Here is a 23,701-nt window from a genome sequence, read left to right as displayed (position 1 = left end):
TTCAACTTTATGACATACACGCCATATTAGCTATAATGCGCGACAATTTTCTATGAGTAAAAGTGACGATATGAATTCTCTGTTTGCCAGTACGGCCCGTGGGCTGGAAGAGCTGTTAAAAACTGAACTGGAAGCCCTGGGCGCGAAAGAGTGCCGGGTGGTTCAGGGTGGTGTCCATTTTGAGGGCGACACGCGGCTTATTTACCAGAGCCTGATGTGGAGCCGTCTGGCGTCGCGCATCATGCTGCCGATGAAAGAGTGCAAGGTCTACAGCGATCTTGATCTCTACACCGGCGTACAGATGATCGACTGGACAGAGATCTTCACCCCGGACGCTACCTTTGCGGTGCATTTCAACGGCGTCAACGATGAGATCCGCAACAGCCAGTATGGTGCCCTGCGCGTTAAGGATGCCATTGTGGACTGCTTCACGCGTCGCAATAAAGAACGTCCGAACGTTGACCGTGAAAACCCGGATCTGCGTATCAACGTCTGGCTGAACGGCGATACGGCCAGTATTTCCCTGGATCTGAGTGGAGCAGGCCTGCATCTGCGCGGCTATCGCGATCGCACCGGGATGGCTCCGATCAAAGAAACGCTGGCTGCCGCTATCGTGATGCGCTCCGGATGGCAGCCAGGTACGCCGCTGCTCGATCCGATGTGCGGTTCCGGTACGCTGCTGATTGAAGCCGCGATGCTGGCCACCGACCGTGCGCCAGGGCTGCACCGCGGCCACTGGGGCTTCAAAGGCTGGGCGCAGCACGATGAAGCCATCTGGAAAGAGGTCAAAGACGATGCGCAGACCCGCGCCCGTAAAGGGCTGGCGGAGTACACCTCTCACTTTTACGGTTCGGACAGCGATGCACGGGTGATTGAACGCGCGCGCAGCAACGCCCGTCGTGCCGGTATCGGCGAGCTGGTGACCTTCGAGGTGAAGGACGTGGCGAACCTGACCAATCCGCTGCCAAAAGGCCCGTACGGTACGGTGATCAGCAACCCGCCGTATGGTGAGCGTCTGGACAGCGAGCCGGCGCTGATTGCACTGCACAGCCTGCTCGGTCGCAACATGAAAGCGCATTTCGGCGGCTGGAACCTCTCCCTGTTTAGCGCCTCGCCGGAGCTGCTGAGCTGCCTGCAATTGCGTGCCGATCGCCAGTTCAAAGCGAAAAACGGCCCGCTGGACTGCGTGCAGAAAAACTACCATCTGGCAGAGATAGCGGCGGATAGCAAACCGTCAGGCGTGGCGGAAGATTACGCCAACCGCCTGCGCAAAAACCTGAAGAAATTTGAGAAGTGGGCGAAGCAAGAAGGCATCGAATGTTATCGCCTGTACGACGCTGACCTGCCCGAGTACAACGTGGCGGTTGACCGCTATGTGGACTGGGTGGTGGTTCAGGAATACGCCCCGCCGAAAACTATCGATGCGCAAAAAGCGCGTCAGCGTATGCTGGATGTGATTGCGGCCACCATCGCCGTACTCGGCATTTCGCCAAACAAGCTGGTGCTGAAAACACGTGAGCGTCAGAAAGGCAAAAACCAGTATCAGAAGATGGGCGAGAAGGGTGACTTCATCGAAGTGGGCGAATATAACGCGCGCCTGTGGGTTAACCTTACCGACTACCTTGATACCGGTCTGTTCCTCGATCACCGCATCGCCCGCCGCATGCTGGGCCAGATGAGCAAGGGGAAAGACTTCCTGAACCTGTTCTCCTATACCGGCAGCGCCAGCGTTCATGCGGGGCTTGGCGGCGCGCGTAGCACCACCACGGTAGATATGTCCCGGACTTATCTGGAGTGGGCAGAGCGCAACCTGCGTCTTAACGGCTTAACCGGCCGTCAGCATCGCCTGTTACAGGCCGACGTGCTGGGCTGGCTGCGCGATACCGACGAGCAGTTTGACCTGATCTTTATCGATCCGCCGACCTTCTCTAACTCCAAGCGTATGGAGGATAGCTTTGATGTTCAACGCGATCACCTGCGCCTGATGACCGACCTGAAGCGTCTGCTGCGTAAAGGCGGCACCATTATGTTCTCGAATAACAAGCGCGGATTCCGCATGGATCACGACGGCCTGGCCGAACTGGGACTGAAAGCACAAGAAATCAGCCAAAAAACGCTGTCTCAGGACTTTGCCCGTAACCGTCAAATCCACAACTGCTGGCTGATCTCCGCGGTCTGAAAGGAAAAATAAATGTCTTTAATTAGTATGCACGGCGCGTGGCTCTCTTTCAGCGACTCACCGCTTCTCGATAATGCAGAGCTGCATATCGAAGATAACGAGCGCGTCTGTCTGGTGGGCCGTAACGGCGCAGGTAAATCGACGCTGATGAAAATCCTCAACCGTGAGCAGGGGCTGGATGACGGCCGTATTGTTTACGAGCAGGATCTGATCGTCTCTCGTCTGCAACAGGATCCGCCGCGTAACGTCACCGGCAGCGTGTACGATTTTGTGGCCGAAGGGATTTCAGAGCAGGCGGAATACCTCAAGCGTTACCACGAGATTTCGCATCTGGTGATGACGGACCCGAGCGACAAGAATCTCAACGAGCTGGCAAAAGTGCAGGAGATGCTCGATCACCACGGCCTGTGGCAGCTGGAAAACCGCATTAACGAAGTGCTGGCCCAGCTTGGCCTGGAAGCGGATATGGAGCTGTCGGCGCTCTCCGGCGGCTGGCTGCGTAAAGCGGCGCTGGGCCGTGCCCTGGTGAGCGGGCCCAGGGTGCTGCTGCTGGACGAACCGACGAACCACCTGGATATCGAAGCGATTGACTGGCTGGAAGGGTTCCTGAAAACCTTTAACGGTACCATTATCTTCATCTCCCACGACCGTTCGTTCATCCGCAACATGGCCACGCGCATTGTCGATCTCGATCGCGGCAAGCTGGTGACCTATCCGGGCGATTACGATACCTATCTGCTGGAGAAAGAAGAAAACCTGCGCGTGGAAGAGCTGCAAAATGCCGAGTTCGACCGCAAGCTGGCCCAGGAAGAGGTATGGATCCGTCAGGGCATTAAAGCGCGTCGTACCCGTAACGAAGGCCGCGTTCGCGCCCTGAAGGCGATGCGCCGCGAACGTAGCGAACGCCGCGAAGTCATGGGTAGCGCCAAAATGCAGGTGGGAGAGGCGTCCCGCTCGGGCAAGATTGTCTTCGAAATGGAGAACGTGAATTATTCGGTTGACGGCAAAGTGCTGGTGAACGATTTCTCCGCTCAGGTTCAGCGCGGCGACAAAATTGCGCTGATCGGCCCGAACGGGTGCGGTAAAACCACACTGCTGAAACTGATGCTCGGTCAGCTCCAGGCCGACAGCGGTCGTATCCACTGCGGTACCAAACTGGAAGTGGCGTACTTCGACCAGCACCGCGCCGAGCTGGATCCAGACCGTACGGTGATGGATAACCTCGCCGAGGGTAAACAGGAGGTCATGGTTAATGGCAAGCCGCGTCACGTGCTGGGCTACCTTCAGGACTTCCTGTTCCACCCGAAACGCGCTATGACGCCGGTGCGCGCGCTGTCCGGGGGAGAACGTAACCGTCTTTTGCTGGCGCGTCTGTTCCTGAAACCCAGTAACTTATTGATTCTCGATGAACCGACTAACGATCTGGATGTCGAAACGCTGGAACTGCTGGAAGAGTTGATTGATGGTTATCAGGGAACCGTGATGCTGGTCAGCCACGATCGTCAGTTTGTCGATAACACCGTGACCGAGTGCTGGATCTTCGAAGGCAAAGGACGCATCGGGCAATATGTGGGCGGCTATCATGACGCGCGTGGACAGCAATCGCAGTCGCTGGCGCAAAAACAGGCGAAGACCAAAAATGTCGCTGAACCTGTTGTTGCAAAGGCAGAAACTGTCAAAAAGTCTCCTGCTAAAATGAGTTATAACTTGCAGCGCGAGCTGGAAGGGCTGCCGCAGCGTCTGGAAGAGCTGGAAGCTGCACTGGAAGCACTGCAAATCCAGGTCGCTGATGCGTCATTCTTTACGCAGCCTCACGACTATACTCAGAAAGTATTGGCTGAACTCTCCCAGGCTGAACAGGCGCTGGAAGAGGCATTTGAGCGCTGGGAGTACCTTGAGTCTCTGAAAAACGGCGCATAAACAGGGATAATCTATGTGTGACCAGCACCATGCCGATCGGCATATATTATGCTCGCAATGCGATATGCTCGTGGCGTTGCCAGAGCTTGGTCACGGACATAAGGCTGCCTGCCCGCGCTGCGGCGCTACGCTGACGACCGAGTGGGACGCGCCAAGGCAGCGTCCTACGGCTTATGCGCTGGCAGCCTTATTCATGTTACTGCTCTCCAATCTCTTCCCTTTCATCTATATGAAAGTGGGCGGGATGACCAGCCAGGTGGATTTACTGGAAATACCAGGCGTGATGTTCTCGGAAGATTACGCCAGCCTTGCCACCTTCTTTCTTCTTTTCGTGCAGATCGTCCCGGCTTTTTGCCTGGTCGTCATTCTGCTGCTGGTCAACCGCGTCAGGATGCCCACTGTCCTTAAAATCAAACTCGCGCGGATCCTGTTCCAGTTGAAAAGCTGGGGGATGGCGGAAATTTTTCTCGCGGGTATCCTGGTCAGCTTCGTGAAGCTGATGGCCTACGGCGATGTGGGGATTGGCAGCAGCTTTATTCCGTGGTGTCTGTACTGCGTGCTACAACTGCGCGCGTTCCAGTGCGTGGACCGACGCTGGGCCTGGGACGATATTGCCCCGGCGCCGACGCTTTCGCAGACGGTAAAGGTGGGCGTACCGGGTATCCGTCAGGGGCTTCGCTCCTGCTCGTGCTGCACCGCCGTGCTGCCCGCGGATGTCGAGGTGTGTCCGCGCTGTGAAACAAAAGGTCACGTCCGGCGTAAAAATAGCCTGCAATGGACCATGGCGCTGCTGGTGACCTCTGTCATGCTCTATCTGCCCGCCAATATCTTGCCGATCATGATCACCGATCTGCTCGGCGACAGAATGCCCTCGACCATACTGGCCGGGGTGATTTTGCTGTGGAGCGAGGGGTCTTACCCTGTAGCAGGCGTCATATTCCTCGCCAGTATTATGGTTCCGACCTTAAAGATGATTGCCATTGCCTGGCTTTGCTGGGATGCAAAAGGGCACGGTAAGCGAGACAGCGAGCGTATGCATCTGATTTATGAGGTCGTGGAATTTGTTGGCCGCTGGTCGATGATTGACGTGTTCGTGATTGCGGTTCTCTCAGCGCTGGTGCGTATGGGGGGGCTGATGAGTATTTATCCCGCTATGGGGGCGCTGATGTTTGCGTTGGTCGTCATTATGACCATGTTTGCGGCCATGACCTTCGACCCTCGTTTATCGTGGGATCGTGAGCCCGATTCAAGCCATGAGGAAGAGTAAGAGCATGGAAAATAAGAGTGGAGAGGCTAAAGTGCAGAAGGTCAGAAACTGGTCGCCGGTGTGGATTTTCCCCATCGTGACCGCGCTGATCGGTGCATGGATCCTGTTTTATCATTACAGCCATCAGGGACCGGAAGTCACGCTAATTACCACCAATGCAGAGGGGATTGAGGGCGGAAAAACCACCATCAAGAGCCGCAGCGTGGATGTGGGTGTCGTGGAAAGCGCGACCCTGACGGATGATTTAACCCATGTTGAAATCAAGGCCCGCCTGAATGCCGGCATGGAAAAACTGCTCCATGAAGATTCTGTTTTTTGGGTCGTGAAACCGCAGGTCGGAAGAGAAGGGATCAGCGGCTTAGGGACGCTATTGTCAGGGGCCTACATCGAACTCCAGCCCGGCAACAAAGGCGCCCAGCCAGCAAACTATCAGCTGCTGGATTCACCGCCGCTTGCGCCACCGGATGCAAAAGGGATCCGCGTTATTCTGGACAGCAAAAAAGCGGGCCAGCTCTCGCCGGGCGATCCGGTGCTGTTCCGTGGATATCGCGTCGGTTCGGTTGAAACAAGCACCTTCGATCCGCAAAAACGGACCATCAGCTATCAGCTTTTTATCAATGCGCCTAATGACCGCCTGGTGACCAGCAACGTTCGCTTCTGGAAAGACAGCGGGATCGCGGTAGATCTCACCTCTGCGGGGATGCGCGTTGAGATGGGTTCACTCACCACGCTGTTTGGTGGGGGCGTCAGTTTTGATGTGCCGGAAGGTATCGATCTGGGACAACCGGTGGCGGAGAAAACCGCCTTCAGGCTGTTTGACGATCAAAAAAGCATTCAGGATGCGCTCTATACCGATCACATCGACTACCTGATGTTCTTTAAGGACTCTGTACGCGGCTTGCAGCCTGGGGCGCCAGTTGAGTTCCGCGGTATCCGTCTGGGGACCGTGGGACAAGTGCCTTACTTTGTTCCGGGACTCAAGCAGATGCTTGATGATGATTATCGTATTCCGGTGCTGATCCGCATTGAGCCTGAGCGTTTGATTAACCAGATAGGCGAGGACCAGGATATTGGGGAGCATATCAGCGATCTGATGAATCGCGGTCTGCGTGGCTCGCTGAAAACTGGCAACCTGGTCACAGGGGCGTTATATGTCGATATGGACTTCTATCCAAAAGCGCCACCAATGACGGGGATCCGTGAATTTGGCGGCTACAAAATTATTCCTACGGTCAGCAGTGGCCTGGCGCAGATCCAACAGCGCCTGATGGAAACGCTGGATAAGATCAACAATCTGCCGCTGAATCCAATGCTTGAGGCCGCGACGGGATCACTGCATCAGAGCCAGGCGACGATGCAACGTCTGCAAACCACGCTGGATAATATCAACAAGATCACCGCCAACCAGTCCATGCAGCAGCTGCCGCAGGATATGCAGAAAACGTTGCGCGAACTGAATCGCAGTATGCAGGGCTTCCAGCCGGGCTCAGCGGCTTACAACAAGATGGTGGCGGATATGCAACGTCTTGATCAGGTTTTACGCGAGCTACAGCCCGTTCTGAAAACGCTCAATGAAAAGAGCAACGCGCTGGTGTTTGAAGCGAAAGACAAAAAGGATCCTGAGCCTAAGAGGGCGAAACAATGAAAAAATGGCTAATCATCGCAGGCGCACTGGTATTAACGGCCTGTAGCTCTGGAAGCGATAACAAAAGCTACTACCAGTTGCCGTTAAGCGCGCAATCCGGTGCGCAGAGTAGCACCTCGCAGGGCAGCCGTCTGCTGTGGGTTGAACAGGTTGCCGTGCCAGATTATCTGGCGGGCAACGGGGTGGTCTACCAGACCAGCGATGTGCAGTACGTTATCGCCAACAATAACCTGTGGGCCAGCCCGCTGGATCAGCAGCTACGCAATACGCTGGTGGCGAATCTGAGCAGCCAGCTCCCTGGTTGGGTAGTCGCCTCGCAGCCTCTGGGAAGCGATCAGGATACCCTGAATGTTAACGTGACGGGATTCCATGGCCGCTATGATGGTGCGGTTGTTATCAGCGGGGAGTGGCTCTTGAATCATCAGGGCCAGCTGATTAAGCGTCCTTTCCATCTGGAACTGAAGCAGCAGAAAGATGGCTATGACGAAATGGTGAAAGTGCTTGCGCAGGGGTGGGCACAGGAGTCGGCTGCTATCGCAAGAGAGATTTCCCGGCTGCCATAAGTAAAATTCATCGACGAAAGCCGCACTCAGCTTCTTGCTGATTGCGGCTTTTTTTTCGTTTTATGTTCAGTTTGTTACTTGTCCCGCGTCACATTTTTTGTACAAACGATCTTCCATGTAGCTCACAAATATGACACCCGTATGAATTTTGAACGTTGACGCTGACGCCGATTCGGGGTATTCGTTAACTGTGCTTGCACATATTGCAATCACTGTTTTCTTTCCACCAGACAAAAGAATGAGGGAAACGAGGCATGAAGAGACAGAAACGAGATCGCCTGGAAAGGGCTCATCAACGTGGTTATCAGGCTGGCATCGCCGGACGTTCAAAAGAAATGTGTCCCTATCAGGCCCTGAATCAAAGGTCCCAATGGCTAGGGGGCTGGCGAGAAGCCATCGGAGACAGGGCAGTACTTGCTTGATACCGTCTCTTTAAAAAGAAACCTCCGCAATGCGGAGGTTTCGCCTTTCTGGAAGGGGCTAAATGCCGTTATCAGAAAGCGGAGGTATCCTGGAACAGACCCACTTTCAGGTCGTTCGCAGTATAGATAAGACGACCATCTACCAGCACTTCACCGTCCGCCAGGCCCATAATCAGGCGGCGGTTAACGATGCGTTTGAAATGGATACGGTAGGTGACTTTCTTCGCGGTAGGCAGAACCTGACCGGTGAATTTCACTTCGCCTACGCCCAGCGCACGGCCTTTACCTTCACCGCCAAGCCAGCCCAGATAGAAGCCAACCAGCTGCCACATGGCATCGAGGCCCAGGCAGCCAGGCATTACCGGATCGCCAATAAAGTGGCAACCGAAGAACCACAGGTCCGGGTTGATATCGAGTTCTGCTTCTACGTAACCCTTATCAAAGTTGCCGCCGGTTTCGGTCATTTTCACGACACGGTCCATCATCAGCATATTTGGGGCCGGTAACTGCGGGCCTTTCGCACCAAACAGTTCACCGCGACCAGAGGCAAGAAGGTCTTCTTTAGTATAGGATTCGCGTTTATCTACCATGTTCTCAGTAAGCCTTATTTTAGTGAAGGACGCAGGATAGCTAACACGTGTACGCTGAACAAGTCCGATCAGTTAGCACTAAACCAACTTAACCAGCGTAACGGCCACGGATAACGATGACGAGCATCCTGCTGTGTCGCCTGAGCTATACGTTCCTGAATGGTCTGCATCAGGGTTGTCTGGCCTTCGCCGTCCCAGACCAGGTTTGTCAGTAAGGGTAGAGCATCCTCAACCCCTTCGATGGCCCAGACGGCGAATTGTTCCTGCTCTACCGCATCCAGAATCGCCTGGCTCAGGCTCAAATGGCGAGCGTTAGGTGCCGGAATAATCACGCCCTGTTTGCCGTTTAAACCGCGCTGCTGGCAGATAGCGAAGAAGCCTTCGATTTTCTCATTCAGTCCACCCACCGGTTGGGCACGACCAAACTGATCCACGGAACCGGTAATCGCAATATTCTGATTAATCGGTACGTCTGCAAGCGCGCTGATCACGGCGCACAGCTCCGCCATCGAGGCGCTATCGCCGTCGACTTCACTGTAGGACTGTTCAAAGGTCAACGAGGCAGAGAAGGGGATCTGCTGCTCCAGCTGAAGTTCAGACATCAGGAATGCCTGCATGATCATCATGCCTTTGGCATGAATGTTTCCACCCAGTTCGGCCTTGCGTTCGATATCGGTAAATTCGCCGTCGCCAATGTGCACGACACAGCTGATACGGGAAGGCTCGCCAAAGGCGCGTGGGTGTCCGGGGAACTCGATGACGGACAAGGCGTTGATTTGCCCGATACGTTCGCCTTCGGTCTCCACCAGAATCTGTTCCAGCAGAATTTCATCCTGCATACGGTCAGCAAGATAACCTTCACGCCATTCACGCTGGGCCAGCATCTGGCTAAGCTGCTCGCCGGTAAACGGACCGTTGCCGCTGATAACGCCCACTTCACGCAGCTGTTTACCGATCCAGAGCGGGCAGAGCGGCAGGGTTTCCTGATCGCCAGTGTAGCGTACGGCCTCGCGGATTAAGCCCGGCCACGCATCCTCGGCAGGCGAGGGCAGCGCGAAACGTTCCGCCACGGCCATAACCCACTGACACCACTGCGCCATGTCATCGGCATCGGCATCGGCGATCTGAATATTGTCTTCAAATTCGCTGTAAACCGCCTGCTCCGCGAGTTCTGGCTCCATTTCCTGGAAATCAGCCAGAGATTCACGGTCACCCGTCAGCACGACGGTCAGCGACAGCGGCATAGACGGAATGGAAACAGGCAGCGGACGTGAATCGTCGTAGCCTACCCAGTCAAAACGTTGCTGCGTCACCACCGTTTTCAGGCGCATCCACAGGAGAGGCTGTGCAAGCAGGGTGCGAAGGGAGATGAGCAACACGCCGCCGTTCGCGCGGTGTACCAGACCGGGTTGCAGTGACACATCGCCATTGAACTGACGAAGGCAGCCGAACAGCTGTTCTGCTTCCACCCAGTTGGCGGTGATCACTTCGCCTTTTGCAGCGAATTGTCCGTCTGCCTGCGTGGCAGGTTCGAAGGTCACGTCACGTCCGGCAATATGATACTGACCACCAAAAACGGCATTCGTTTTTGGATGCAACTGGCGCATGGCATCACCGAGAAGCGTCAGATACTCGGCTTCTTCCGGGGCTTTGAGCAGCATGAAAGGAGATGTAGCCCATGGGGATGACATCTGCTCCAGCGCGTAATGCAAACGCGGTTGTGTATCGCTAAGTATGAATTCGTGTTCTTTTGTGAGGTCTGGCTGTGCAAACAGCTCCTGATAGCTCTCGGTATCCGGAACCAGGTCACGCCATGCAAGTTTCGTAATGGTCAAAGTTGATGTTTTTTAGTCAGAAGTAAAACCGTGGAGTATACCGTAAGCGGCGCACTCTGCCCAATCAGGATTCGGGTTTTCGTCATGCGGATCGCCTGCGGCGTTTCACAGGATATGATTTCTTTTCAGCAGATTGCCAAAAAACTGATATTCTGAACAGAGTTACACGGTAACACTGAGATCGCAATGAAATATCAACAACTGGAAAACCTCGAAAGCGGCTGGAAATGGAAGTACCTGGTCAAAAAGCACCGTGAAGGGGAGCTGATCACCTGCTACATCGAAGCCAGCGCGGCACAAGAAGCTGTGGATATGTTGCTGACCCTCGAAAACGAACCGGTACAGGTCAACGGCTGGATTGAGAAACACATTAATCCGGCCTTGTTAAACCGGATGAAGCAAACTATCCGTGCTCGTCGTAAACGGCATTTCAATGCCGAGCATCAGCACACCCGTAAGAAATCCATCGACCTGGAGTTCATGGTCTGGCAGCGTCTGGCCGGGCTTGCGCAGCGGCGCGGGAAAACCCTGTCGGAAACGGTGGTGCAGCTGATTGAAGATGCCGAGCACAAAGAGAAGTATGCCAGCCAGATGTCGACGCTGAAGAACGATCTACAGGCACTGTTAGGTAAAAAATAAGCTTTTTACTTTTCTTCAGATAATAAAAAACCCCGCATCGCGGGGTTTTTTTATAATACGATAACTTATGCCGCAGGCTGAGTTACAACGTCTTTGATACCTTTAACTTCGATCTCTACGCGACGATCTGGTGCCAGGCAGTCGATCAGTGCAGCGCGTGGTTTCACGTTGTCACAGGTAGAACCGGTAACTGGGTTAGATTCGCCCATACCACGTGGGGAGATCTTGTTAGCTGGGATACCTTTAGATACCAGGTAATCAACTACAGACTGAGCACGTTTCTCAGACAGACCCTGGTTGTAAGCGTCAGAACCGATACGGTCGGTGAAGCCCAGAACCACTACAGAACCGTCTTTAGGATCCAGGTTGCTCAGCTGGGTGTACAGCTGATCCAGTGCCTGCTGACCTTCTGGTTTCAGGGTAGCTTTGTTGAAGTTGAACAGAACGTCAGACTTCAGAGTGAAGTGCTTGGTCTGTACTTCTGGAGCTGGAGCCGGAGCTGGAGCTACGACTGGCGCATCTTCCTGCTGACCGAAACGGTAAGAAACACCAACGCTCAGCATGCCGTTGTCTGGACGAACGCCAACGGTAGCACCGTCACCGATGTTGTTAACCCACTGGTATTCCAGACGGGTAGCGATGTCACGGGTCATTGCCCACTCAACGCCACCAGCGAATACTGGGGAAACACCAGTGTCGTGGTCGTCACCAGCACGGCTGTTGCTGGAGTCTGCACGCCATACCATGCCGCCCAGACGGGTGTACACGTCCAGGTCGTCAGTTACTGGGTAACCCAGTTTAGCGGTCAGCTGTACGCCTTGAGCTTTGAAAGCGCCATTTACGTTGTCGCCTTTGTAAGGCATACGACCTAACCAGTCGTAACCCATTTCAAAGCCAACATACGGGTTAACCTGATAGCCACCGAACGCACCTGCACCAAGCTGGCTCTCATGAGTTGGGCCATCATTGTTGTTTGCGCTGTCGTACCAACCGGTGTCATGGAACTGAGACCAACCCAGTTTACCACCTGCATACCAGGTATTATCTTTCGGAGCGGCCTGCGCTACGGTAGCGAAGCCAGCCAGTGCCACTGCAATCGCGATAGCTGTCTTTTTCATTTTTTGCGCCTCGTTATCATCCAAAATTTGCCATGAATATCTCCATCGGAGGAATCACGGTTAAATCCTTCACCGGGGGGCGTGGTCAAATATAAACCTACCGATATCTTCGGCTTAGGCCGAGCACCCCTGGCGATGTAAAGTCTACAACGTAGCTGAAAACTTACAAGTGTGAAGTCCGTCAGGCATATGAAAAAAAAAGTTCCGTATACCTAATATTTAACAATTTTTGAACGAATTTTGTGCAGTAAAATTAACGAGAACCGCGTCAGACAAGCCTTGCCGCAGTTTTGGCGCGTTGAACTTTTTTTGCATACTGCGGTCGAAAAAAATTCCAGGAAAACTCTTAAAATCACTCAATGGTACACATTTGAGTGAATTTTTAGCCCGGGATGTTGTCCTCTGCGATAGGAATCTCCACGAACCGGCCGCATGATGAAACCCATCGCGTTACCTTCTTCAGCCGCTTCAGTCAGACGCAAATGTTCCTCTTGCGACAGATCCTCAGGCAACCAACCAATCACGACGCTATAGTTCCCGGTACGTAATGCCCGGACCATCGACTCGACCGTATCGCAAGGGGAGAGTTGATTAATCTGCATCACCTTCGCTAACGGCAGGCCAGCCGACTGAACCCATTCACGACTTAATTTTTGCTGTGGCGTCAGCCAGAGCTGCCAGCGAGACTGTTGCCCGAGCTGCTGCAAAAGCGGCAGGAGTAAGAGTTGTGTTAACAGCGGCTGGTCTTCACGGTAAACCACTTCACTGATAAGCCCTGTCGATACACGCCCGATAGAATTCTGCGCAGCATTGCCTGCGGCAGAAGTGGAAGGTGTTAAGTGATTTGCATAGCCTGAAGTGTACATATTCATTCCAGCCCTGTAGTTACTGTATGGATATACAGTAACCCCTGTGTGCATAAAGATCAACCTCATTTTCGGAAAGCGACTCGCAAATTTCATCCATTCCTGGTGAACCTGAAAAAATCATCTTGCCCAACGGCAAGAAGTTGCCTATTTTCCTGCTAACGGATCCGTTAGTAAGAAATATCGTGTTTACTGTATGATTTTTAATGGAATTATCATGAAAAAGATATCTTATGATCGGATTTATCAATCTCAGGAATACCTCTCTCCGCTGGGCGAAATTCATCATCGCGCCCTGTTTGGCGGTTATACCCTGGCCGTGGATGAAGCGGTGTTCGCGATGGTGTCTGACGGCGAGCTGTACCTTCGCGCCTGTGAGCAAAGTGCAAAATACTGTGTAAAAAACGCCTCCTCTTTTCTGACCCTGATGAAACGAGGACGGCCAGTGCTGCTTAATTACTACCGTGTGGATGAAGGTCTGTGGCAAAACAGGGAAAAGCTGCTTCAGCTCTCCTCGTTTGCGCTCGATGCCGCCAGGAAAGAGCGCTACCAGCGCCATCAGCGTAACCGGCTTAAGGATCTGCCGAACCTGACCTTTCAGATTGAGGTCCTGCTTATGGAGGCGGGCATTACCAATGAAGAGACGCTACGACAGTTGGGGGCGAAGACGAGCTGGCTGAAAATGCGCTCTAAGAATAAAGCGCTGAGTATCCGGGTATTGTTCGCGCTTGAAGGCGCCATCGAAGGGTTACATGAAGCGGCACTCCCGGCGGATATTCGCCGGGAGCTTATGGAGTGGTTTAATGCGCTGCCTGAGTCGCAGGGCCATCATTCCGCCAGGTAGCGATCTTCTGTCGCAGCCGACAAATTTCCGGCAGCAAAGCGATAAGCAGGCCAATTTGCTGTAGGACCAGCGGAGCTTTGTTGTCGGTGCCAGGATCAAGGTGTGCGATACGTTGCACCAGTTCATCCAGTGCCTGGTGAACCCGTGGCTCATCCGCAGGTTGATGATGAAGCGCATCATCAACGTAGCAAACGGCGTCGTCCAGCAGCGCCAGGATGCCCGGATTTGTCAGTTTCTCACGGTGGGCGCCAAGGGTAGAGATATAGCTGGTGAACGTGTGGTTCAGACACAGCAGGCGGAAGGCTGTCTCCCGGATTTCTGCCGTGGCGCGCGGCTCAGTTGACATATTCGAGACAACGGAAGCCAGCTCTGCGTCCGTGTTATGCGCATCGCGACGGGCAATCCGATAGGCCAGACGGTTATCGCGACCCTGATGGTATTGCTCAAGAATAGCATCCAGATAGCGGCAGTTGGCGTTCATTGCTCTGTCGGACACGCGCGGTAAGTTACGAAAACGCCAGTCCGGCCAGATAAAGCTCACCGCCGCCCAGGCAATGGCGCAGCCGATTAGCGTGTCGATCACGCGGGGGAGGGCCACTTCAAAGCCTTCACCCAGCAGATTGAAGCAGAGCAGCACCAGCAGCGTGATGAACATCGTGGCGTGGGCGTACTGCACATTGCGGAAGGCGAAAAACAGTACACCGGTAATCACAATCAGGATCAGTTGCCCTTCTACGGATGGCACAAAGTAGAGCACCGGCAGCCCGATGGCGACCCCGACTAATGTCCCGACAATACGCAGCGCGAGCCGATGGCGGGTAGCGTTATAGTTCGGCTGGCAGACAAACAGGCTGGTCAGCAGGATCCAGTAACCGTGGTGCAATCCTGTTATCTGGATAAACGCGTAGCCGACGCACAGAACCAGCGACATCCTTACCGCATGGCGAAAGAGGGCGGATTCCGGCGTAAAGTGACGGCTCAGGCGCAGCCACATATCGCTGAAACCGTTGAGACTGTCGTCGGCAAGCTGGTTGTCGGCGTCATTGCCCGGCATTGCCATCGCCTGTTCAGACTCAATGGTGGCGAGCTGAGCATCGATGGCTCTCAGGTTGTTGAGCAAGAATCCCAGGGCTTTGAACTGTTCCGGCGATGTCCCACTGGCCTGAACGCGATCGAGGGCCGCATCCAGATGACTGAATGCGCGTTCAAAGCGAGGATCGTGCTGATAGGGCGTGCGCAGCAGTATTGAGCGCGCAAGTTGCTGGCAGGCCTGAGACTGCATTGACAGCAGGCGCTGGAAACGGAACATCACGTCGCTGTAGCGGAATTTCTCGCGCAGGTCAGCGTACTGCACATGCGAGGAGCTGGCGCGCTCGTGAATATCCTGGGCGACAAAGTAGTAGTGCAGTGTGCGCCGGGTACCGCGCTGACCGCGATCGCCGCGCAGACGGGTGAGCAGAGACGCTTTGGTCTGATTTAGCGTGGCGACCAGCTGGCCATTTGCCAGCGCCAGATCGTACAGGGGCGCCTGGCTGTCCTCTTCAATATCCGGATCAAACAGCCGGGATTTCAGCTCCAGATAGTGGGCCAGCTGTTCGTAACTGCGGGCAATGTTGTCCTGTAAGGCACGAACCGGAAAAATAAGATGTCCGGTTAAGGTCAGCAGGTTATACCAGATAGCGCCCAACAGCAGCAGGACCGGCTGCTGATACCACTGATCGTAAAGAGAGACGCCCAGCATGGTGTAAATGGCAATCAGCAGGGCGCCAAACGCGATAGTGGCGTAGCGTTGCCCGAGGCCGCCGAGCAAAATGAAGCCGCTGGTGGACACCGTCAGCCCTAAGGCAAACAGCCAGGGCCAGGGGAAAAGCAGCTCAACGGAGGCGGAAGCAATAAAGAAGCAGACCAGCGTGATGACCAGATTACGCAAACGACCGGCCAGGCGGTCGTCGAGATCCGCCAGCGCACCGGCCACCACCCCAAGCGTGAGGGGGATGGTGAGCTTCACGTCATTTAGCCACCACGGCAGAGCGACGGTGCCGCAGAGGGCGATAAAGATCCTGACGTTATACAGCCAGTTACTGTTCCACGTATAGCGACGAAGCAGGGGGCTTAGCATGAGTGCGGCCAGTCCTTATTACTGAAAACGGCGACGGGCGTTGGCTTCACGCGCGGCTTGCGCGACTTCGACCGGGACAACACGGCGTCCTACCGGCCACAGGGCGATGGTAGCAATTTTGAAATTAGCGATGCCAACCGGAATGCCTATAATCGTGATGCACTGGGCGATACCGGCGAAGATATGCATCAGACACAACCACCAGCCAAAGAAGATCAGCCATAAAATATTCAGCAGCGTGCCGCCGGTATTCATGAAGGCATTTTTTCTTTCCGGCTCCAGCTCATCCACGTGTACGGCTTCATTTCCATAAGGAACGAGGGACAGTTTGGTGATTTCCCAGCAGGAGCGCGTCAGCGGAAGGGTGAAGATGAGCACGATGCTCACCAGAGTGGCAAAAAGCCAGGAAAGGGTGGTGGCAAAACCGCCAAGGACAAAATTCAACACATTCAGAACGGTACGCATAAACCCTCATTTCCTTCGATATGATTAACGCCCGGTGATTGTAACGTTTTTTTGGGCTGGAGCACCTTAAAACTGGCAGTTAAACTGTCTGACAAATTATGACCTCGTGGATCCGGCAGGATATGGAACTGAAAGCAACTTCAATGGGCAAACGCCTGGCGCAGCACCCTTACGACAAGATTGTCCTGCTCAATGCAGGAGTGAAAGTCTCCGGTGAACGCCACGAATACCTTATTCCGTTTAATCAGCTACTGGCCATTCATTGTAAACGAGGGCTGGTATGGGGGGAGCTGGAGTTCGTCCTGCCGGCAGACAAAGTGGTGCGACTCCACGGGACCGAGTGGGCGGAAACCCAACGCTTCCACCATCATCTGAACACGCGCTGGCAGCAGTGGAGCCAGGAGATGAGCGTGATTGCCGCACAGGTTCTGCAACAGGTGCTGGACGATATCGCGCTAAGCAATACGCAGCAGAAGTGGCTGACGCGCCAGCAAACCGCCGGGCTTCAGCAAAAAATCGCCCAGGCGCTGACGGCATTGCCTTTACCGGTGGCGCGGCTTGAGGAATTTGAGAACTGCCGCGACGCGTGGCGGAAGTGCCAGGCCTGGCTGAGCGATATCGAGAAAAGCCGTCTGGCGCATAACCAGGCCTGGACTGAGGCGATGCTTACGCAATATGCCGACTTCTTCAGTACAGTGGAGTCATCGCCCCTCAATCCTGCCCAGACGCGCGCCGTGGTGAATGGCGAACAGTCTTTATTGGTGCTGGCAGGTGCCGGGAGCGGCAAAACGTCGGTGCTGGTGGCGCGCGCGGGTTGGCTTCTGACAACGGGCGAGGCGGTTGCAGACCAGATTTTGCTGCTGGCCTTTGGTCGCAAGGCTGCGCAGGAGATGGATGAGCGCATTCAGGCGCGTTTGCATACCCAGGATATCTCGGCGCGCACGTTCCACTCCCTCGCTTTACACATCATTCAACAGGGCAGCAAAAAAGTTCCTGTTGTCAGCAAGCTGGAGAACGACGCTCAGGCTCGCCAGGCGCTGTTTATCAAGGCATGGCGTCAGCAGTGCAGTGAAAAAAAGGCGCAGGCGAAAGGCTGGCGTCAGTGGCTTGAAGAGGAACTCAGCTGGGAGGTGCCGGAGGGCAGCTTCTGGCAGGATGAAAAGCTGGCGCGCCGGCTGGGCTCTCGTCTCGACCGGTGGGTAAGCCTGATGCGCATGCACGGCGGCTCTCAGGCGGAGATGATAGAAAGCGCACCGGAGTCGATCCGCGCTGTGTTTTCTAAACGGGTTAAGCTGATGGCGCCGATGCTGAAAGCGTGGAAAACCGCGCTGAAAGACGAAAACGCGGTCGATTTTTCGGGGCTGATCCATCAGGCCATCATCATTCTGGAGAAAGGGCGCTTCGTCAGCCCGTGGAAACACATTCTGGTGGATGAGTTTCAGGATATCTCGCCGCAGCGCGCTGCGCTGCTTTCGGCGCTGCGGGCGCAGAATAAACACACGTCGCTGTTTGCCGTGGGCGATGACTGGCAGGCTATCTACCGTTTCAGCGGGGCGCAACTATCCCTCACGACGGCCTTCCACCACTATTTTGGGGAAGGCGATCGCAGCGATCTGGACACCACCTACCGCTTCAACTCGCGGATTGGCGAAATAGCCAACCGTTTTATTCAGCAGAACCCGCACCAGCTGTCGAAACCGCTTAACAGCCTGACGTCGGGGGATAAAAAGGCCGTCACGCTGCTGGCGGACGATCAGCTGGAACCGCTGCTGGATAAACTGAGCGGCTATGCGAAACCGGATGAGCGCATTCTGGTGCTGGCGCGTTATCACCACCTCAAGCCGACGGCGCTGGAAAAAGCGGCGACGCGCTGGCCAAAACTTCAGCTCGATTTTATGACCATTCACGCCAGTAAAGGGCAGCAGGCCGACTACGTGATTGTGGTGGGGCTAAAAGAGGGGAGCGACGGTTTCCCTGCACCGGCGCGGGAATCCGTGATGGAAGAGGCGTTATTACCTGTTCCGGAAGATTTCCCGGATGCAGAGGAGCGGCGTTTACTGTACGTGGCGATAACCCGCGCGCGCCATCGCGTGTGGCTCTTGTTCAACAAAGAGGAGCCGTCGGTGTTTGTCGATATTTTGAAAAGTATTGACGTGCCGGTGGCGAGAAAGCCGTAACGCGCCGGGCAAATTCTATAGGCCCGGTAAGCGCAGCGCCACCGGGCAAAAAAACTACTTCAGTCTCTCCGCAAGATAACGCTGATAATCCGGGATCAAAATCTCCACCGGATCGTTAAACTGCGGCGATTCAATGATGAAATCTGCCGTTGAAAGATTGGTGGCTACCGGAATGTTCCACACCGTCGCCAGACGCAGCAGCGCTTTAACGTCCGGATCATGCGGAACCGCGTTCAGCGGATCCCAGAAGAAAATCAGAACGTCAATTTTACCTTCTGAAATCTGAGCACCTACCTGCTGGTCACCCCCCATCGGGCCGCTCAGCATGGCATTCACTTCCAGACCGGTTTCGCGGTGGATCAGGTTGCCGGTTGTTCCCGTGGCAGAAAGGGCATGATGCTGTAAAAGAGGCTGATGGCGACGAACCCAGTTAAGCAGCATTTGTTTACAGTGATCGTGCGCAACCAGAGCAATGTGCTTGCGCGCCGGAAGTGTGCGTGTTGTCAGTTCCATAATCTTATCCGTGAGGTTACCTCGTTACACGATGACGGGAACTGGCTGATGCTGCAAGAGAAAGGACGAAAAAATGTGGCTTACGACGAAGGTTGTTGCTTCGCCCATTGCAGAAAACGGGCGCGCGTGTCCGGATCGGCATTCTGGAACCAGAACTTGAGGCGTTGCTCAGTAAGGGTCTGCGACTGAGGGGGGAGTACATCCAGCTCCGATACGCCCGAAAGCAGGGTACTGTCATCCGCCATCATGGTGGCGAACTGGGGCAGCGAGGCGCGCCTGCTGGCCCTGTTGTAGGTCTCGGTGTCCGCTTCATAGTCTGTTCCCTTTGGCCTTTTTGTCGGCGCCAGAATATCCAGTTTTACCGGGATGGGCATGGAGTCCCCGTCCACCAGTTCAATGCGCGGCGAGGCATCAAATGCCAGTGACTCCTTTTCTGTCTCAAGGCGCGGGAGACGAAAATTGACCTGGCTGATACGCTGGGTATTAAAGCTGACCACCAGCGGAGGCGAAATGTACACCTGCTGTTCGTTGTCGGCGAGGCGAATGGTCTTTTCCACCCGAAAAACCACCTGGTGCGGGCCGTTATCCAGCTCGATACTGTCTGCACCCCGCAGCAGGGAGCTGGAGACTTTTTTCCCGTCCAGCACCAGCAGGTCAATGTCGGTTGAGAGTCTGAGGGTGGTTGCGAAAACACAAACCGGCATGATTAACGCAACCATAGCCCAGGCAATGCCGGTTTTCATAGCAGACTCCTGTAGACAAACTACCCGGTAAGAATGTATCAAAAGTTTTCGACAAACACGTTTACTAACATATAGACATATTCTGCCGTTTTGCCCTCATACTTCTGTATGGGATGCGTGGTTGAGATGTCCGCTTTGACGTACACTTTGAAAAAAGCCAGGAGGAAGAGCATGAAAGAGAACGACATTGTCGAGATTCTGACGTCCACGCGCACTATCGCGCTGGTCGGCGCGAGCGATAAACCGGATCGCCCAAGCTATCGGGTCATGAAATACCTTCTGGATCAGGGTTATCACGTGATCCCGGTCTCGCCGAAGGTGGCGGGGAAAACGCTGCTGGGCCAGCAGGGCTATGCGACGCTCGCGGACGTGCCGGAAAAGGTGGATATGGTGGACGTTTTTCGTAATTCAGAGGCGGCCTGGGGCGTGGCGCAGGAGGCGATTGCCATCGGCGCGAAAACGCTGTGGATGCAGCTGGGCGTGATTAATGAGCAGGCGGCCGTGCTGGCGCGCGATGCCGGGCTGAAGGTGGTGATGGATCGCTGTCCGGCAATCGATATTCCCCGTCTGGGGCTGGCAAAATAAAAAAAGCCCGTTTGACGGGCTTTTTTACACCTTCAGTTGCGCAGTCTTGGTGCCTGTAACTGTTTGCGGATGGTCTGAGCAAGCTCGTCCATAGTGGGTTGTTCCGGATGCTCATCCTGTAGTTCACCACTCAGCTGCGCTTCGGCAAGATAGGTATGGACAGGCTGACCATCGTCGCCCTCCATAACCACATGATACCAGGGCGCGGCGCGAAGCTCTGCGTCAACGGCCAGATCGTCTGCTGACGGTTCATCAAGGGAATACTCCGGGTCGATATCCACGACCACACCCAAATATCCAAGCAAGGTGTGGCGGACCTGCTGGCCGATACCGAATTTGCTGGCAATCATAGTCACCTCCCGGGAAATATTACATACACACTATGTGCGGGCAATATTTCTCTTTTCAAGTTACATGACGCGACAGGCAAACCCTTTCAGATACAGCCCTTCCGGGTAGGTAGCGATCACCGGGTGATCGGCGGCCTGACGGAACTGCTCTATAAATTGTACATCACGACCCGCATCTATTGCGGCATCGGCGATGATTTTTTGGAATAAATCTGTCGTCATCAGGCCAGAGCAGGAGAACGTCAGCAGCACGCCGCCCGGGTTCAGCAGCTGGATCGCCAGCATGTTGATGTCTTTATAGCCACGGCAGGCGCCCATCAGCTGGCTTTTGTTTTCAACAAACTTCGGCGGGTCCATCACGATTACGTCAAATTTCTCGCCCTGGTCGCGGTATTTACGCAGCAGTTTGAATACGTCGTCGCGCACAAACTCCGCTTTGCTCAGATCCAGCTTGTTCAGCTCAACGTTCTGCTTCGCCACGTCCAGCGCTTCCTGTGAGGTGTCGACGCTCACTACCTGAGCACAGCCGCCCATCAGGGCAGAGACCGCAAAGCCGCCGGTATAAGAGAAGCAGTTCAGCACGCGCTTATCGGCAACGTACTGGCGCGTTGCCAGACGGCTGTCACGCTGGTCGAGGTAATAACCGGTCTTATGGCCGCCCTGAATATCCACCAGCAGCTTCATGCCATGCTCTTCAATAGGCAGCAGGGCTGGCGGCAGTTCGCCGGTGACCGGGCCTTGCGTCAGCTCCATGCCCTCTTTTTTACGTACCGCCACGTCGCTGCGGTCGTAAATGGCACATTCCGGGAACAGGGTTTGCAGGGCGCTAATCAGCGCGGCACGCTGGTATTCCGCCCCGGCGCTCAGCAGCTGCAACACCAGGAAATTGCCGAAGCGGTCAATGGTCACGCCCGGCAGCCCGTCGGACTCTCCGGCAATCAGACGATAGCTGTCCAGCCCATCACGCTTTGCCAGCCACTCGCGCCACTGCTGCGCCTGTTGCAAACGACGGACAAAGAAGTCGATATCGATGGTTTCTTCTTTATCGAATGTCCAGACGCGCGCGCGGATCTGAGATGCTGGCGAGTATGCGCCGCGTGCTAACCATTTCCCCTGATGGTCAACAATATCGATGGTTTCACCGAGGCTGGCTTTACCTTCCATGCGGGCAACCGCGCCGGAAAAGACCCAGGGATGGCGGCGCAGTAATGACTTCTCGCGCCCTTTGGCTAACACTAAACGTACACTCATAATTTGCTATTCTGTCGATTCCAATGAAATGGCCGCCATTTTCCCGACTTCAGTGAGGAAATGCAACGCGCCAGTCGGATAAGGAGAAGGATGATGTCAAATGTTTGCACCATTGCCTGGGTTCATGGCCTTGTACAGGGCGTCGGATTCCGCTACAGCACCCAGCGCGAAGCCCTTCAGCTCGGGCTGACAGGGTATGCGCGTAACATGGATGATGGCAGCGTGGAGGTTGTGGCCTGCGGTGAGGCGGATCGGGTTGAGAAGCTGGTGGCGTGGCTGAAAGCGGGCGGACCGCGCAGCGCGCGGGTTGATAAGGTGCTAACGGAACCGCATCAACCCGACCGGGAATACGCTAACTTCAGTATTCGCTATTAAATGCATTTTACCGGCTTTGGCAGGCCGGCGATTTTTGTCGCCTGTTTAGCCGGGCCTTTCGGAAACAGGCGATACAGATAACGGCTGTTGCCTTTCTCTTCGCCAAATTTATTCGCCATGGCTTTGACCAGCATGCGGATAGCCGGCGAGGTGTTGAATTCAAGGTAAAATTCTCGCACGAAGCGCACCACTTCCCAGTGTTCCGGGGAGAGGGTAATTCCTTCGTTTTCCGCAATTTTCTCCGCCAGCGCTTCGCTCCACTGGCTGCTCTCTTTCAGATAACCGTCGTTATCGGTTTCGATATCTTTGCCTTCAAAACTCAACATATTCATTCACGCGTTAGTCAAAAACCGCCTAAGTCTACCAAAAAAACAAAGCCCCGCATAAGCGGGGCCCTGTTCACAGCACGGTGAGTTAATCGCGGCTGGCGAAGCCCAGGATGCTCAGCAGGCTGACAAAAATGTTGTACAGCGACACATACAGGCTCACGGTGGCGCGGATATAGTTCGTCTCACCGCCGTGAATGATGTTGCTGGTTTCATACAGGATTGCGCCGGATGAAATCAGGATAAACACCGCGCTGATTGCCAGATGCAGCGCAGGCAATTGCAGGAAGATGTTCGCCAGCATACCGACCAGCACAATCACGATACCTGCCATCAGCATACCGCCAAGGAAGGACATGTCCTTACGGGTGGTCAGCACGTAGGCCGAGCAGCAGAAGAACACCAGCGCGGTACCGCCCAGCGCCATACCAATTACGTCGCCCATTCCGGCAGACAGATAGGCATTCAGGATTGGCCCCAGAATGTAGCCCAGGAAGCCGGTAAAGGCGAACGCGGAGAGAATACCCACCGGTTTATCCGCGGTTTTGTAGGTCAGGAACATCAGACCGTACATACCTACCAGCGTGAGGATCAGGCCCGGAGAAGGCAGCATCAGTACGGTGCTGGCCGTCGCGGTAATCGCCGAAAACGCCAGCGTCAGGCTGAGCATGAAATAGGTATTGCGCAGCACCTTATGGGTGCTGAGTAGCGATGTGCGGTCGCGTGAAGAAGTAATTATACGATCCATGAGTCACTCTCTTATGACAGATGTAATTAGCGCAAAGAATAGGAAACGGCGCGGCAGACGCAAAGTGGTTTTACCCATCTTTACTCAGCCCCTTAGGGATTATACTGGTTTTTTATTCTGGCAAAGCCTTTGTACTCAGAATGAAGTGCGGTTTGTAGGGC

General features: G+C 54.7%; 23 protein-coding genes. 11 read left to right on the top strand and 12 right to left on the bottom strand.

From position 1 onward, the window contains the following. Positions 1 to 70 precede the first annotated feature (70 nt). From rlmKL to rmf, 6 genes are all read left to right on the top strand, one after another. Positions 71 to 2,179, top strand: coding sequence for a bifunctional 23S rRNA (guanine(2069)-N(7))-methyltransferase RlmK/23S rRNA (guanine(2445)-N(2))-methyltransferase RlmL (rlmKL, locus tag IMQ56_RS19720; protein ID WP_149604341.1), 2,109 nt, complete (start codon positions 71 to 73; stop codon positions 2,177 to 2,179). Between the two features lie 12 nt (positions 2,180 to 2,191). Beyond that, positions 2,192 to 4,099, top strand: coding sequence for an ABC transporter ATP-binding protein (locus tag IMQ56_RS19715; protein WP_062938620.1), 1,908 nt, complete (start codon positions 2,192 to 2,194; stop codon positions 4,097 to 4,099). A 13-nt stretch (positions 4,100 to 4,112) separates the two neighbouring features. After that, entirely contained in the window at positions 4,113 to 5,366 is a 1,254-nt protein-coding gene (pqiA, locus tag IMQ56_RS19710) for a membrane integrity-associated transporter subunit PqiA (protein ID WP_196063674.1), read from the top strand. Positions 5,367 to 5,370: 4 nt separating this feature from the next. Then, positions 5,371 to 7,011, top strand: coding sequence for an intermembrane transport protein PqiB (pqiB, locus tag IMQ56_RS19705; RefSeq protein ID WP_015570901.1), 1,641 nt, complete (start codon positions 5,371 to 5,373; stop codon positions 7,009 to 7,011). Continuing rightward, positions 7,008 to 7,574 carry a membrane integrity-associated transporter subunit PqiC gene (gene pqiC, locus IMQ56_RS19700; protein WP_017384809.1) on the top strand — a complete coding sequence of 189 codons (567 nt, stop codon included), beginning with the start codon at positions 7,008 to 7,010 and terminating at the stop codon, positions 7,572 to 7,574. Before pqiB ends, pqiC begins: the two co-directional genes overlap by 4 nt. Positions 7,575 to 7,828: 254 nt before the next feature. Beyond that, on the top strand, positions 7,829 to 7,996 hold the full coding sequence (gene rmf / locus IMQ56_RS19695; protein ID WP_003858162.1) for a ribosome modulation factor: 168 nt from the start codon (positions 7,829 to 7,831) through the stop codon (positions 7,994 to 7,996). 71 nt (positions 7,997 to 8,067) lie between these two features. Here the strand turns inward: rmf and fabA are convergent, their stop codons facing one another. Next, positions 8,068 to 8,586 carry a bifunctional 3-hydroxydecanoyl-ACP dehydratase/trans-2-decenoyl-ACP isomerase gene (gene fabA, locus IMQ56_RS19690; RefSeq protein ID WP_000227926.1) on the bottom strand — a complete coding sequence of 173 codons (519 nt, stop codon included), beginning with the start codon at positions 8,584 to 8,586 and terminating at the stop codon, positions 8,068 to 8,070. A gap of 68 nt (positions 8,587 to 8,654) precedes the next feature. Further along, the gene (locus IMQ56_RS19685; RefSeq protein ID WP_196063673.1) at positions 8,655 to 10,421 is read right to left on the bottom strand and encodes a Lon protease family protein; all 1,767 of its coding nucleotides are present in this window, start codon (positions 10,419 to 10,421) and stop codon (positions 8,655 to 8,657) included. A 186-nt stretch (positions 10,422 to 10,607) separates the two neighbouring features. Here IMQ56_RS19685 and matP point away from each other — a divergent pair, with 186 nt between their 5' ends. After that, the gene (gene matP / locus IMQ56_RS19680) at positions 10,608 to 11,060 is read left to right on the top strand and encodes a macrodomain Ter protein MatP (RefSeq protein WP_006809347.1); all 453 of its coding nucleotides are present in this window, start codon (positions 10,608 to 10,610) and stop codon (positions 11,058 to 11,060) included. A 65-nt stretch (positions 11,061 to 11,125) separates the two neighbouring features. On the opposite strand, the gene ompA is transcribed toward matP, so the two are convergent. Next, complete coding sequence (gene ompA / locus IMQ56_RS19675; RefSeq protein ID WP_108376575.1) at positions 11,126 to 12,178, bottom strand: porin OmpA; 1,053 nt, start codon at positions 12,176 to 12,178, stop codon at positions 11,126 to 11,128. Positions 12,179 to 12,534: 356 nt separating this feature from the next. Continuing rightward, positions 12,535 to 13,044, bottom strand: a complete 510-nt coding sequence (sulA, locus tag IMQ56_RS19670) for an SOS-induced cell division inhibitor SulA (RefSeq protein WP_026094322.1) — start codon at positions 13,042 to 13,044, stop codon at positions 12,535 to 12,537. Positions 13,045 to 13,261: 217 nt separating this feature from the next. Here sulA and IMQ56_RS19665 point away from each other — a divergent pair, with 217 nt between their 5' ends. Next, entirely contained in the window at positions 13,262 to 13,888 is a 627-nt protein-coding gene (locus IMQ56_RS19665) for a TfoX/Sxy family DNA transformation protein (RefSeq protein ID WP_017384804.1), read from the top strand. On the opposite strand, the gene yccS is transcribed toward IMQ56_RS19665, so the two are convergent. Together yccS and IMQ56_RS19655 are read right to left on the bottom strand one after the other, a co-directional pair. Next, positions 13,845 to 16,007: a YccS family putative transporter gene (gene yccS, locus IMQ56_RS19660; RefSeq protein ID WP_015570895.1), complete on the bottom strand. Its 2,163-nt coding sequence runs from the start codon at positions 16,005 to 16,007 to the stop codon at positions 13,845 to 13,847. The genes IMQ56_RS19665 and yccS overlap by 44 nt on opposite strands. An 18-nt stretch (positions 16,008 to 16,025) precedes the next feature. Then, positions 16,026 to 16,472 (bottom strand): YccF domain-containing protein, encoded by a 447-nt coding sequence (locus IMQ56_RS19655; protein ID WP_015570894.1) that lies wholly within the window; start codon positions 16,470 to 16,472, stop codon positions 16,026 to 16,028. A gap of 122 nt (positions 16,473 to 16,594) precedes the next feature. On the opposite strand from IMQ56_RS19655, the gene helD reads away from it, so the two are divergent. Beyond that, positions 16,595 to 18,649, top strand: coding sequence for a DNA helicase IV (gene helD / locus IMQ56_RS19650; RefSeq protein WP_196063672.1), 2,055 nt, complete (start codon positions 16,595 to 16,597; stop codon positions 18,647 to 18,649). A gap of 54 nt (positions 18,650 to 18,703) precedes the next feature. On the opposite strand, the gene mgsA is transcribed toward helD, so the two are convergent. After that, entirely contained in the window at positions 18,704 to 19,162 is a 459-nt protein-coding gene (gene mgsA, locus IMQ56_RS19645) for a methylglyoxal synthase (RefSeq protein WP_003858146.1), read from the bottom strand. 80 nt (positions 19,163 to 19,242) lie between these two features. Beyond that, positions 19,243 to 19,905 (bottom strand): DUF2057 family protein, encoded by a 663-nt coding sequence (locus IMQ56_RS19640; protein ID WP_196063671.1) that lies wholly within the window; start codon positions 19,903 to 19,905, stop codon positions 19,243 to 19,245. Positions 19,906 to 20,076: 171 nt separating this feature from the next. Between IMQ56_RS19640 and IMQ56_RS19635 the strand changes: the two genes are divergently transcribed. After that, positions 20,077 to 20,490 carry a CoA-binding protein gene (locus IMQ56_RS19635; RefSeq protein WP_006809337.1) on the top strand — a complete coding sequence of 138 codons (414 nt, stop codon included), beginning with the start codon at positions 20,077 to 20,079 and terminating at the stop codon, positions 20,488 to 20,490. Positions 20,491 to 20,522: 32 nt separating this feature from the next. Here the strand turns inward: IMQ56_RS19635 and hspQ are convergent, their stop codons facing one another. Then, entirely contained in the window at positions 20,523 to 20,840 is a 318-nt protein-coding gene (gene hspQ, locus IMQ56_RS19630) for a heat shock protein HspQ (RefSeq protein WP_003858136.1), read from the bottom strand. Positions 20,841 to 20,900: 60 nt separating this feature from the next. Then, positions 20,901 to 22,091: a 23S rRNA (cytosine(1962)-C(5))-methyltransferase RlmI gene (gene rlmI, locus IMQ56_RS19625; protein ID WP_015570890.1), complete on the bottom strand. Its 1,191-nt coding sequence runs from the start codon at positions 22,089 to 22,091 to the stop codon at positions 20,901 to 20,903. A gap of 93 nt (positions 22,092 to 22,184) precedes the next feature. Here rlmI and yccX point away from each other — a divergent pair, with 93 nt between their 5' ends. After that, the gene (gene yccX, locus IMQ56_RS19620) at positions 22,185 to 22,466 is read left to right on the top strand and encodes an acylphosphatase (protein WP_023296278.1); all 282 of its coding nucleotides are present in this window, start codon (positions 22,185 to 22,187) and stop codon (positions 22,464 to 22,466) included. Here the strand turns inward: yccX and tusE are convergent. Both tusE and yccA read right to left on the bottom strand, forming a co-directional pair. Continuing rightward, complete coding sequence (gene tusE / locus IMQ56_RS19615) at positions 22,463 to 22,792, bottom strand: sulfurtransferase TusE (protein ID WP_196063670.1); 330 nt, start codon at positions 22,790 to 22,792, stop codon at positions 22,463 to 22,465. The genes yccX and tusE overlap by 4 nt on opposite strands. 88 nt (positions 22,793 to 22,880) lie before the next feature. Continuing rightward, entirely contained in the window at positions 22,881 to 23,540 is a 660-nt protein-coding gene (gene yccA, locus IMQ56_RS19610; protein ID WP_003858127.1) for an FtsH protease modulator YccA, read from the bottom strand. Positions 23,541 to 23,701 lie beyond the last annotated feature (161 nt).

Origin of the sequence: Enterobacter sp. Res13-Sevr-PEC09-46 (assembly GCF_015672585.1) — a bacterium.
Taxonomy (GTDB): Bacteria; Pseudomonadota; Gammaproteobacteria; order Enterobacterales; family Enterobacteriaceae; genus Enterobacter; species Enterobacter hormaechei_C.
This window is presented reverse-complemented; position numbering and strand designations above follow the sequence as displayed.